Source organism: Streptomyces sp. NPDC043952, assembly GCF_056435325.1.
On record NZ_JBWKES010000027.1, the window covers coordinates 17,018 to 28,937 of the forward strand.

General features: G+C 72.8%; 10 protein-coding genes. 2 read left to right on the plus strand and 8 right to left on the minus strand.

Annotation, left to right across the window (positions count from 1 at the left end; translation table 11 throughout):
* Window positions 1-253 precede the first annotated feature (253 nt).
* The 3 genes from AC069R_RS25480 to AC069R_RS25490 all read right to left on the minus strand — a co-directional run bounded on the left by AC069R_RS25480 (window position 254) and on the right by AC069R_RS25490 (window position 4,010).
* A complete protein-coding gene (locus AC069R_RS25480) occupies window positions 254-2,029 on the minus strand; it encodes a gamma-glutamyltransferase family protein (protein WP_478769187.1) in 1,776 nt (591 codons plus the stop codon).
* A 174-nt stretch (window positions 2,030-2,203) separates the two neighbouring features.
* Entirely contained in the window at window positions 2,204-3,532 is a 1,329-nt protein-coding gene (gene lysA / locus AC069R_RS25485) for a diaminopimelate decarboxylase (RefSeq protein ID WP_478769136.1), read from the minus strand.
* Window positions 3,533-3,665: 133 nt separating this feature from the next.
* Window positions 3,666-4,010: an SAV_915 family protein gene (locus tag AC069R_RS25490; protein ID WP_478769137.1), complete on the minus strand. Its 345-nt coding sequence runs from the start codon at window positions 4,008-4,010 to the stop codon at window positions 3,666-3,668.
* A gap of 326 nt (window positions 4,011-4,336) precedes the next feature.
* Between AC069R_RS25490 and AC069R_RS25495 the strand changes: the two genes are divergently transcribed.
* Window positions 4,337-4,906 carry a universal stress protein gene (locus AC069R_RS25495; protein WP_478769138.1) on the plus strand — a complete coding sequence of 190 codons (570 nt, stop codon included), beginning with the start codon at window positions 4,337-4,339 and terminating at the stop codon, window positions 4,904-4,906.
* A gap of 354 nt (window positions 4,907-5,260) precedes the next feature.
* Here the strand turns inward: AC069R_RS25495 and AC069R_RS25500 are convergent, their stop codons facing one another.
* The 5 genes from AC069R_RS25500 to kdpF all read right to left on the minus strand — a co-directional run bounded on the left by AC069R_RS25500 (window position 5,261) and on the right by kdpF (window position 10,559).
* A complete protein-coding gene (locus AC069R_RS25500; RefSeq protein ID WP_478769139.1) occupies window positions 5,261-5,944 on the minus strand; it encodes a response regulator in 684 nt (227 codons plus the stop codon).
* A 97-nt stretch (window positions 5,945-6,041) separates the two neighbouring features.
* Window positions 6,042-6,674, minus strand: a complete 633-nt coding sequence (locus AC069R_RS25505; protein WP_478769140.1) for a potassium-transporting ATPase subunit C — start codon at window positions 6,672-6,674, stop codon at window positions 6,042-6,044.
* 5 nt (window positions 6,675-6,679) lie between these two features.
* Window positions 6,680-8,806, minus strand: a complete 2,127-nt coding sequence (gene kdpB, locus AC069R_RS25510) for a potassium-transporting ATPase subunit KdpB (RefSeq protein ID WP_478769141.1) — start codon at window positions 8,804-8,806, stop codon at window positions 6,680-6,682.
* On the minus strand, window positions 8,806-10,467 hold the full coding sequence (kdpA, locus tag AC069R_RS25515) for a potassium-transporting ATPase subunit KdpA (RefSeq protein ID WP_478769142.1): 1,662 nt from the start codon (window positions 10,465-10,467) through the stop codon (window positions 8,806-8,808). Before kdpA ends, kdpB begins: the two co-directional genes overlap by 1 nt.
* Window positions 10,468-10,469: 2 nt before the next feature.
* Complete coding sequence (gene kdpF / locus AC069R_RS25520; protein WP_037659531.1) at window positions 10,470-10,559, minus strand: K(+)-transporting ATPase subunit F; 90 nt, start codon at window positions 10,557-10,559, stop codon at window positions 10,470-10,472.
* A gap of 289 nt (window positions 10,560-10,848) precedes the next feature.
* On the opposite strand from kdpF, the gene AC069R_RS25525 reads away from it, so the two are divergent.
* Window positions 10,849-11,913 carry a lipoate--protein ligase family protein gene (locus AC069R_RS25525; protein WP_478769143.1) on the plus strand — a complete coding sequence of 355 codons (1,065 nt, stop codon included), beginning with the start codon at window positions 10,849-10,851 and terminating at the stop codon, window positions 11,911-11,913.
* Window positions 11,914-11,920 lie beyond the last annotated feature (7 nt).

Sequence of the window (11,920 nt, forward strand, 5' to 3'; positions counted from 1 at the left end):
GCCGACGGGCGGGGAACCGGGGGCAGACGGGAGCCGGAAGCGGCCGACGGGCGGGGAACCGGGGGCAGACGGGAACCGGAAGCGGCCGACGGGCGGGGAACCGGGGGCAGACGGGAACCGGAAGCGGCCGACGGGCGAGGAACCGGGGGCAGACGGGAACCGGAAGCGGCCGACGGGCGGGGAACCGGGGGCAGGCGCGAGCCGGGGGCGGAGGACGGGCGGGGAGCCGGGGGAAGGCGGGGGACCTGGTCGTTCAGCGGCCCACCGCGTAGCCCTGCATCCCGCGCGGGTTCGCCGCCGCCGACAGGATGCCGGTCTCCGGGTCGCGGGCGACCGCGCACAGCCGGCCCTCGGACCAGGCGGGGCCGACGGTGAGGCGGTGGCCGCGGCGGCGCAGGCCGGCCACCACCGCGTCCGGCATCCGGGACTCGACGGTCAGCGCGCCGGGCCGGTGGCCGCGGGGGTAGAAGGAGCTGGGGAACGCCTCGTTGTGCCAGTTGGGGGCGTCGACGGCGCCCTGGAGGTCGAGGCCGCCGCGGACCGGGGCGCGCAGGGCGACGGCGAGGAAGAAGTGCGGCTGCCACTGGTCCTGCTGATCGCCGCCGGGCGTGCCGAACGCCATGACCGGGACACCGCCGCGCAGTGCGAGGGAGGGAGTGAGGGTGGTACGGGGGCGGCGGCCGGGGGTGAGCGTGTTCGGCAGGCCCTCCTCCAGCCAGGCCATCTGGAGCCGGGTGCCGAGCGGGAAGCCCAGTTCGGGCACGACGGGGTTGGACTGGAGCCAGCCGCCGCTCGGCGTGGCCGCGATCATGTTGCCCCAGCGGTCGACCACGTCGAGGTGGCAGGTGTCGCCCCGCGTCCCTCCGTCGGGGGCCACTCGGGGGTCGCCGGACAGCCGCGCCACGGTCGGCTCCCCCACCCCCATCGGGTCGAACTCCTCGGCCGCGAGCGGCGCGGGCTTGCCGGTCCACTCGGGCAGCCGGGGGGTACGGCCGCCGGGGGCGCCGGGGCGCAGTTCGTACGACGCCTCGCGCCCGATCAGGGTGCGCCGCGCGGCGTTGTACTCGTCCGACAGCAGCTCCGCGAGCGGCACCCCGGTGGCGTCGCCGTACCAGGCCTCCCGGTCGGCCATGGCCAACTTGCAGCCCTCGACGAGGAGATGGACGTAGTCGGCGCTGCCGTACTCGGGCAGTTCCGGTGGCAGCAGGGCGAGTTGCTGGAGGAAGGCGGGTCCCTGGCTCCAGGGGCCGGCCTTGCACACGGTCCAGCCGTTCCAGTCGTACGACACCGGATCCTCGTACGTCGCCGACCAGTTGGCGAGGTCGTCCGCGTCGAGTGTCCCGGTGTGCCGTTCGCCGCTGGTGTCCAGGGTGGGGCGCTTCGACTGCCGTATCAGGGCCTCGGCGATGAAGCCGCCGCGCCACACCTCGCGGGCGGCGTCGATGCGGGCCTCCCGGTTCCCGGCCCGCGCGGTCTCGGCGAGCAGCCGGCGCCAGGTGGCGGCGAGGGCGGGGTTGCGCAGCGGGACGCCGGGGCGGGGCGCGCGGCCGTCCGGCAGGTACAGCCGGGCCGAGGACGTCCACTCCGTCTCGAACAGCGTCCGTACGCTGTCGACGGTCGCGCCGATGTTCTCCACCGGCGGGTGTCCGTGCTCCGCGTAGCCGATGGCGTATGCCAGCACGTCGTCGAGGGGCTTGGTGCCGTGGTCGCGCAGGAGCAGCAGCCAGGCGTCGAAGGCGCCGGGCACGGCGGCGGCGAGCGGGCCGGTGCCGGGCACGAGGTCCAGGCCGAGGTCACGGTAGTGCGCGGCGGTGGCGCCCGCGGGTGCCACGCCCTGTCCGCACAGCACCCGCACCGCGCCGCCGGCCGGGGCGAGCAGGATGGGCACCTCCCCCGCCGGGCCGTTCAGGTGCGGCTCCACGACATGCAGCACGAAGGCGCCGGCCACGGCCGCGTCGAAGGCGTTGCCGCCGTCCTCCAGCACCGCCATCGCGGACTGGGCGGCCAGCCAGTGGGTGGCTGAGGCCATGCCGAACGTGCCTTGCAGGGTGGGCCGGGTGGTGAACTGCACGTCTCACCTCGCGGGGGTGCGGACCGGTTCCGGCCGGGCGGCCATCAGCCGCCAGGCTACCGACGCTTCCCGCTCCCTGTCCCCGCTGTGGGTGCTGGAGGCGGAGGGGTGCTCCGGTGGGGCGGCCGTGGGTCACAGGCCCACGTCGCGGCGGCGGATGTCCTCCAGGGACTCCCGGCGGACCAGCAGCCGGGCGTGGCCGTCGCGTACGGCGACCACGGGCGGGCGGCCGACCAGGTTGTAGCCGGAGGCCATGGAGAGGTGGTAGGCGCCGGCGACCGGTACGGCCAGGAGGTCGCCGGGGCGCAGGTCGGCGGGGAGTTCCGCGTCGGCGGCCAGGACGTCGCCCGCCTCGCAGTGCCGGCCCACGACGGTCACCCGGACCGGGTCGGCGGCGCTGGGGCGGCCGATCAGCCGGGGGGCGTACCGCACGCCGTACAGGGCCGGGCGCGGGTTGTCGCTCATGCCGCCGTCCACAGCCACGAAGACCCGCTCGCCGGTGTGCTTGACCGACAGCACCCGGTACAGCGCGATCCCGGCGGGGCCCGCGATGGCCCGGCCCGGTTCGATGAGCAGGCGGGGCACCGGCAGCCCGGACGAGGCGCAGGCGTCGGCGAGTTCGGCGCGCACCCTGCGGGCCAGTGCGGTGAGGTCCAGGGCGCTCTCGCCGGGCCGGTAGGCGATGCCGTGGCCGCCGCCGAGGTCGAGTTCGGGCAGTACCACGCCGTACTGCCCGTGCAGCCGGGCCATCAGGCCCACGATCCGGCGTACGGCGGTCAGATACGGCTTGACGCTGGTGATCTGGGATCCCACGTGGCAGTGCAGGCCGGTGAGTTCGAGGTTGGGCTGGTCGAGGATGCGGGTGAGGGCGTGCAGGGCGTAGCCGTCTCGGATGGAGAGGCCGAATTTCTGGTCCTCGGTGCCGGTGCGGATCTTGTCGTGGCCGCCCGCGCTGATGCCGGGCACGACGCGCACCATCACCTTCTGCCGGGCGTCGGGGCCGACGGCGGCGGCCAGCCGGGCGATCTCGCCGGGGCTGTCGATGACGATGCGGCCGACGCCGAGGCGCAGCGCGGTCGCCAGGTCGCGCGGGGTCTTGGCGTTGCCGTGCAGCACGATCCGCTCGGGCGGGAAGCCGGTGGTGACGGCGAGTTCGAGTTCGCCGGCGGAGCAGACGTCGAGCCCAAGTCCCTCCTCGTCCATCCAGCGGGCCATGGCCCGGCACAGGAACGCCTTGGCGGCGTACAGGACTTCGGCGTCGGGGAAGGCGTCGCGGTAGGTACGGCAGCGGTCGCGGACCTCGGCCTCGTCCAGGACGTAGACGGGGGTGCCGAAGCGGTCGGCGACCTCGGCGAGGGGTACGCCGCCCACCGTGAGGTCCCCCGCGCGGGGCTCGGTGGTGGAGGCGGGCCAGACCGACAACGCGGCGGCGGGTGCGGGCAGTTCGTGGATCGCAGTCATCTCGGCGTTCCTCTTTCGGGCGGTCACGGCGCGGGCGGCGCGGGTTCGGGCGACGCGGGTTGGGGGTCCTGGCTCGGGGGTCCCGGCGCGAGGTGGTCCCGGCTCGGGTGGTCCCGGCTCAGGCGATGGCGGTTCAGGCGAGCCGGGCGACCCGCGGCGCGCGGGTGGCGGCCGGTGCGGCCAGCGGCGCCGGGGCGGGGGCGGTGAACTGCGGGTCCACCGTGAGGGCGGTGACGCCGAGCGGTGCGGTCAGGGTGCGCAGTTCGGTCCCCGCGAGGCGGATGAAGGCGTGACCGGGGCCGAGCGCGGCGGTGAGCCGGGGTACGGAGGTGAAGCCGACGGCGGTGCGCGCGCCGGGCGGGGTACGGAAGAGGCGTACCGCGTATCCGGAGGGTCCCGGCCGGACCGGCACGTACAGGGGTCCGGCCGGGAGCGGTTCGGGGGGCTCGGGGTCGTCGCCGTAGCGGAGTTCTGTCATGGGGTGCCTCCCGTGTGCCAGGGAGTGTGGAGTCGAAAGACCCCGGACGCGGGGAGGCGGTCCGGGGTGCGCTGTCGACGGTATGCCCGGACCACCCGCCCACCGGGCCCTTCCTGACGCGACGCTGACGGGGATCGGGGCGGCTTTGACGGGTTGCTGACGTCCCCGCCGGGAGGGGCGCGGACCGGCCGTCAGCGGAGCGCCAAGAAAGGGCGTCCGCCCTGTTCCGGGGCCTGGAACGCGGGTGTGATGGAGGGGACTCCCGAGAAGCCCCGGCCGGGGCGATGTCGTCGTCTCCCGGCCGCCGTCCGCAGAAGGTGGAAGCGATGTCCGAGTACCAGGAGCCGGTGGCGGCGGCGCGCGTGCTGGTGGGGGTCAGCGGCTCGCCGGGCAGTCTCGCCGCGCTCGGGCGGGCCGCCGCCCAGGCGCGCTCGTGCGGGGCGGAGCTGTGGCCGGTGCTGGCCTGGGAGCCGCCCGAGGGGGATCTCGCCGCGCGCCGCTTCCCGGCCGCGGCGACGGTGGTCCCGGAGTGGGAACGGCTCGCCGCGGAACGTCTCCTCGGCGCGCTGCGCGCCATGTTCGGCGGGGCGTCGACCGGGTTGCCCGGAGCGGCGCTCGTCGCGCGGGGCGCGCCCGGACCCGTGCTGGTGCGGCTCGCCGGCCGGGACACCGACCTCCTCGTGATCGGTGCCGGTGGCCGCGGCCGGCTGCACCGCGCCCTGTGGCCCTCGGTGAGCCGCTACTGCCTCGCCCACGCCACCTGCCCCGTCCTCGCCGTCCCACCCTCCCCCCTGGGCACCGCCCTGGCACACGCACACCGCCGCAACGCGCTGCGGCTGCGCCTGGACAGCGGGGATGTGGAGCGGGAGTTGGGGGCCGGACGACGCGGAGTGTGAGGCGGGGGGTGGTGGGGCCGGGGGTGGCCGTCCCTGGGCCGAGCTGTCCGAGGGCGAGCTGACCGGAGCCTGGACCGTCGGGGGTCTGGATCACCGCGCGGCCGAGCCGTCCAGGGCCTGGACCTACGGCCGGGACCGATCCGTCCGCACCCAAGCCCCCCGGCCCCAACCGTCATCCAGAGTCCGAACCATCCAACGCCCGTACGCGCGGTCCAACTTCCGGACGGTCGCCGGAGCCCGACCCCGCGCCCGGAACCGGAGCTTGACCGGTGCCTGCACCAAATCCCGAAGTCTCCGCCGGCCGGGGCCCCAATCGAATACCGAACCCCGAACCCCGAGGCCATCCACGCCCGCTCACACCTCGAAGCGGTACCCCATCCCCGGCTCGGTGATCAGGTAGCGGGGGTGGGCGGGGTCGGACTCCAGTTTGCGGCGGAGTTGGGCCATGTAGACCCGCAGGTAGTTGGCCTTGTCGGTCCGTGCGACGCCCCACACCTCCCGGAGCAGATGCCGCTGGGTGATCAGCCGGCCGGGGTTGGTCACCAGGATCTCCAGCAGCTGCCACTCCGTCGGAGTGAGCCGCACGTCCCTGCCGTCCCGCAGCACCTTCCTGGCCGGCAGGTCGATGCTGAAGTGCTCCGTCTCCACCCGGACCGGCTCCGGGACGGCCGGGGTGTCCTCGGTGCGGCGGACCGCGGCGCGCAGCCGGGCCAGCAGTTCGTCCATGCTGAACGGCTTGGTGACGTAGTCGTCGGCGCCCGCGTCGAGCGCCGCGACCTTCTCGCCGGACGCCTGCCGGGCGGACACCACGATGACCGGCGTCCGGGTCCAGGCGCGCAGCGCCCGGAGGACGTCGACGCCGTCCATGTCGGGCAGCCCGAGGTCGAGCAGGACCACGTCGGGTCGGCGCGCGGCGGCGAGGCGCAGGGCCGTGGCTCCGTCGGGGGCGGTGTCGACGCCGTAGCGCCGCGCCCGCAGGTTGATGACGAGGGCCCGTACGAGCTGCGGGTCGTCCTCGACCACGAGCACCCGTGTCATGGGGTCACTCTCCTGTCCGTAGGGATGCCGCGGGAGCCGGCGCCGCCGGGATGTCTCCCAGGGGGGCGCCGGCTCCCGTGCGCGGGCGGGCGGTACGTCACCGCCGCGCGACGAGGTCCCGCAGCGCGATGTTGAGTTCCAGGACGTTGACCTGCGGTTCGCCCACGAAGCCGAGGGCACGGCCCTGGGTGTGGTCCTTCACCAGCCGTTCGACCCGCGCGACCGGCAGGCCGTTGCGCTGGGCGACCCGGTGCACCTGCAGCTCGGCGTACGCCGGGGAGATGGCCGGGTCGAGGCCGGAGCCGGAGGAGGTCACCGCGTCCGCGGGCACGTCCGACGGCTTGACCGTGTAGCCGGGCACGGAGTTGTCCTTGACGACCTTCGCCCTGGCGTCCTCGACGGCCCGGACGAGCTTGGGGTTGTCGGCGGCCAGGTTGGTCGCCCCGGAAAGGATCAGCTGGTACCGCGTGTTGACGGAGTTCGTGCCGAGCCCTGCGGCGGGCCGGGGCTGGAAGTACGTGAGGCTGTAGCCCTGTTGGCCGATGAGGGAGGAGCCGACGACCTTGCCGTCCGCCTTGATCTCGGAGCCGTTCGCCTTGCCGGGGAACAGCGCCTGGGCGACGCCGGTGACGGCCAGCGGGTAGCCGACGCCGGTCACCAGGGTCAGCACGAGCAGGGCCCGCAGGCCCGCCCAGAGCAACCGGGCGGTGTTCGGGACGGAGTTGTTCATGGCGATCAGCCGATTCCGGGGATGAGGGAGATGAGCAGGTCGATGAGCTTGATCCCGGCGAAGGGGGCGATCAGGCCGCCGAGGCCGTAGAGGCCGAGGTTGCGGCGGAGCATCTTGTCCGCGCTCATCGGCCGGTACCGCACGCCCTTCAGGGACAGCGGCACCAGCGCGATGATGATCAGCGCGTTGAAGACGACCGCCGACAGGATCGCCGAGTCGGGCGAGGACAGCCGCATGATGTTCAGCTTGTCCAGGCCGGGATAGACGGCCGCGAACAGCGCCGGGATGATCGCGAAGTACTTCGCCACGTCGTTGGCGATGGAGAACGTCGTCAACGCGCCGCGGGTGATGAGGAGTTGCTTGCCGATCTCGACGATCTCGATCAGCTTGGTCGGGTTGGAGTCGAGGTCGACCATGTTGCCGGCCTCCTTCGCGGCCGACGTGCCGGTGTTCATCGCGACGCCGACGTCGGCCTGCGCGAGCGCGGGCGCGTCGTTGGTGCCGTCACCGGTCATCGCGACCAGCTTGCCGCCGGCCTGCTCCCGTTTGATGAGGGCCATCTTGTCCTCGGGGGTGGCCTCGGCGAGGAAGTCGTCGACGCCCGCCTCCTCGGCGATCGCCTTCGCGGTCAGCGGATTGTCGCCGGTGATCATCACGGTCTTGATGCCCATGCGGCGCAGCTCCTCGAACCGCTCGCGCATGCCCTCCTTGACGACGTCCTTGAGGTGGATGACCCCGAGGACGCGGGCGCCGCGCTCGTCGTGCACGGCGACCAGCAGCGGGGTGCCGCCGGCCCCGGCTATCCGGTCGGCCACGTCCTGGGCGTCCGGGCCGACTTCACCGCCCTGTTCGCGCACCCAGGTGATGACGGAGGCGGTGGCGCCCTTGCGGATGCGGCGGCCGTCCAGGTCCACGCCGGACATCCGGCTCTGCGCGGTGAAAGCGATCCACTCGGCGCCCGCCAGCTCGCCCTGATGGCGTTCGCGCAGCCCGTACTTCTCCTTGGCGAGGACGACGATCGAGCGGCCCTCGGGGGTCTCGTCGGCGAGCGAGGAGAGCTGGGCCGCGTCCGCGACCTCGGCCTCGGTCGTCCCGCGCACCGGCACGAACTCGGCGGCCTGACGGTTGCCGAGGGTGATGGTGCCGGTCTTGTCCAGCAGCAGCGTGGAGACGTCACCGGCGGCCTCGACCGCGCGCCCCGACATGGCGAGCACATTGCGCTGCACGAGCCGGTCCATGCCGGCGATGCCGATCGCGGACAGCAGCGCGCCGATGGTGGTCGGGATCAGGCAGACCAGCAGGGCCACCAGCACCACCATGGTCAGATGGGTGCCCGCGTAGTCGGCGAACGGCGGCAGGGTGGCGCAGGCCAGCAGGAACACGACGGTCAGTGAGGCCAGCAGGATGTTGAGCGCGATCTCGTTGGGCGTCTTCTGCCGGGCCGCGCCCTCCACCAGGCCGATCATCCGGTCGATGAAGGTCTCGCCGGGCTTCGTCGTGATCTTGATGACGATCCGGTCGGAGAGGACCTTCGTGCCGCCGGTGACGGCGCACCGGTCGCCGCCGGACTCGCGGATGACCGGGGCGGACTCGCCGGTGATCGCGGATTCGTCCACCGAGGCGACGCCCTCGACGACATCGCCGTCACCGGGGATGACGTCGCCGGCCTCGCACACCACCAGGTCGCCGATGGTCAGCGCGGTGCCGGGGACCTGTTCCTCGGCGCCGTTCACCAGCCGGCGGGCGACGGTGTCCGTCTTGGCCTTGCGCAGGGTGTCGGCCTGGGCCTTGCCGCGGCCCTCGGCGACCGCCTCCGCCAGGTTGGCGAAGATCACCGTCAGCCACAGCCAGGCGCTGATGGTCCAGCCGAACCAGTCGCTCGCGTGCTGGAAGGAGAACGCGGTGGTCAGGACCGAGCCGATCCACACCACGAACATCACGGGCGACTTCACCATCACCCGCGGATCGAGCTTGCGCACCGCCTCGGGCAGGGACTTCAGCAGCTGCTTGGGGTCGAACAGGCCCGCTCCGACGCGGCCCTCGTCGGCCTGGTGACCGGTGGGCGCGTCCCGGTGGGGCGCAAGGGTGGGAGTGGACATCGCGTCCTCGTGGGAGGGAGTTCGGGTCGTCATCACGCCAGCCCTTCGGCGAGCGGGCCCAGCGCCAGCGCCGGGAAGTAGGTGAGACCGGTGATGATCAGGATCGCGCCGACCAGCAGGCCGGTGAACAGCGGCTTGTCGGTGCGCAGGGTGCCCGTGGTGGCCGGCACCGGCCGCTGCCCGGCGAGGGAGCCGGCGAGCGCGAGCACGAACACCATCGGCAGGAACCGGCCGAACAGCATCGCGAGCCCGGTCGTGGTGTTGAACCAGTCGGTGTTCGCGTTCAGTCCGGCGAACGCCGAGCCGTTGTTGTTCGACGCGGAGGTGAAGGCGTACAGCACCTCGGAGAACCCGTGCGCGCCCGGATTGAGCATCGAGTGCGGCGGGGTCGGCAGCGCCATCGAGGCGGCGGTGAAGACGAGGACCAGCGTCGGGGTGACGAGGATGTAGCAGGCGGCGAGCTTCATCTCGCGGCCGCCGATCTTCTTGCCCAGGTACTCGGGGGTGCGGCCGACCATCAGACCGGCGATGAACACCGCGATCACGGCCATGATCAGCATGCCGTACAGGCCGGAGCCGACGCCGCCGGGCGCGATCTCGCCCAGCATCATGCCGAGCATGGTGATGCCGCCGCCGAGGCCGGTGAAGGAGGAGTGGAAGGAGTCCACCGCGCCGGTGGAGGTGAGCGTCGTCGCCACCGCGAAGATCGAGGAGCCGGCGACGCCGAACCGGGTCTCCTTGCCCTCCATCGCGCCGCCCGCTGCCTGGAGCGCCGGGCCGTGGTGGGAGAACTCCGCCGCCATCATCAGCAGGGTGAAGCCCACCCAGATGGCGGCCATCGTGGCGAGGATCGCGTACCCCTGCTTCACCGAGCCGACCATCACGCCGAAGGTGCGGGTCAGGCAGAACGGGATGACCAGGACCAGGAAGATCTCCAGGAGGTTGGTCAGGGCGGTGGGGTTCTCGAAGGGGTGGGCGGAGTTGGCGTTGAAGTAGCCGCCGCCGTTGGTGCCCACCATCTTGATGGCCTCCTGGGAGGCGACCGCGCCGCCGTTCCACTGCTGGGTGCCGCCCATGAACTGGCCGACCTCGTGGATGCCGGAGAAGTTCTGGATCGCCCCGGCGGCCACCAGGAGTACGGCGGCCACGGCGGCGACGGGCACCAGGATCCGTACGGTGCCGCGCACCAGGTCGGACCAGAAGTTGCCGAGTTCACCGGTGCGGGAGCGGGCGAAGCCGCGCACCAGGGCGATCGCCACGGCCATGCCGACCGCCGCGGAGACGAAGTTCTGCACGGCCAGACCGGCGGTCTGCACCACGTGCCCCATCGTCTGCTCGCCGTAGTACGACTGCCAGTTGGTGTTGGTCACGAACGACACGGCGGTGTCGAAGGACTGCGCCGGGCTCACCGGGGCGAAGCCCAGCGAGCCGGGCAGCACCCCCTGGAGCCGCTGGAGCAGGTAGAGGAACAGGACACTCACGGCCGAGAAGGCGAGGACGCCGCGCAGATACGCGGGCCAGGTCATTCCGGCGTCCGGGTCCGCCCCGATGCCCCGGTAGATCCACTTCTCCGCCCGCAGATGCCGGGGGGAGGTGTAGACACGGGCCATGTAGCCGCCGAACGGGATGTACACGAGTGCCAGCACGCCCATCAGGGCGAGCAGTTGCAGGAAGCCTGCGAGTACGGGGCCCACCGTCAGAACCTCTCCGGGAAGATCAGGGCGAGGACGAGATAGCCCAGCAGGGCGACGGCCACGATCAGGCCGACGATGTTCTCGGCGGTCACAGCTTCGTCACCCCCTTGGCGACGAGAGCCACCAGCGCGAACGACACGATCGTGGTGACGACGAAGGCCAGATCGGCCATCGTGAACTCCTGGAATGAGGTGCGAAACAACGTGGACGGTTAGAGGAAATCGCCCGCATGGCCGGTTCTGACCGCCGTTGACGCCCCTCTTACGGCCACCCCTTCGCCTTTGACGACTCTCTTACGGGGCGTGATCCGTACCGGCCGGCGGGGAACACCTCGGGCGGGCGGCGCGTTGATCACGTGGAGTGGAACGGAGGGCCCAGGCGGTGCACGGAGAGTACAAGGTGCCCGGCGGCAAGCTGGTCGTCGTGGATGTGGAGACGGACGGCGGCGTGCTGCGCGACGTCCGGGTGGCCGGCGACTTCTTCCTGGAGCCGGACGAGGCGCTGGACGCGGTCAACGGCGCGCTGGAGGGCGCCCCGGCGGGCACCGACGCGGCCGGGCTCGCCGCGCGGATCGAGGCGGCGCTGCCCGCGGGCACGGTGATGTACGGGCTGACGGCGGAGGGCATCGCGATCGCGGTGCGCCGGGCCCTGGCACACGCCACCGACTGGACCGACTACGACTGGCAGTTGATCCACGAGGGGCCCCAGGCCCCGGCCCTGCACATGGCCCTGGACGAAGTGCTGACCGCCGAGGTGGCCGCGGGCCGGCGCCCGCCGACGCTGCGGGTGTGGGAGTGGGGCGCCCCCGCGGTGATCATCGGCAGCTTCCAGTCGCTGCGCAACGAGGTGGATCCGGACGGCGCCGCCCGGCACGGCATCGAGGTGGTGCGGCGGATCTCCGGCGGCGGCGCGATGTTCGTGGAGCCCGGCAACACCATCACGTACTCCCTGTCGGTGCCCGAGTCCCTGGTGCACGGCCTGTCCTTCCAGGACAGCTACGCCTATCTGGACGACTGGGTGCTCGCCGCCCTCGGCGACATGGGCATCAAGGCCTGGTACCAGCCGCTGAACGACATCGCCACCGACCAGGGCAAGATCGCGGGCGCCGCGCAGAAGCGGATCGTCGGCCCCGGCGGCGGTCCGGGCGCGGTGCTGCACCACGTGACCATGGCGTACGACATCGACGCCGACAAGATGACCGAGGTGCTGCGCATCGGCCGGGAGAAGCTGTCGGACAAGGGGACCAGGAGCGCGAAGAAGCGGGTGGATCCGCTGCGCCGGCAGACCGGGCTGGCCCGTGCGGCCGTCATCGAGCGCATGATCGACTCCTTCCGCGCGCGCTACGGCCTCGCGCCGGGCAAGGTCACCGACGAGGAGCTGGCGCGGGCCAGAGAACTGGCGCGGACGAAGTTCGGCAGCGAGGAGTGGACCGCGCGGGTGCCGTAATGGTTCC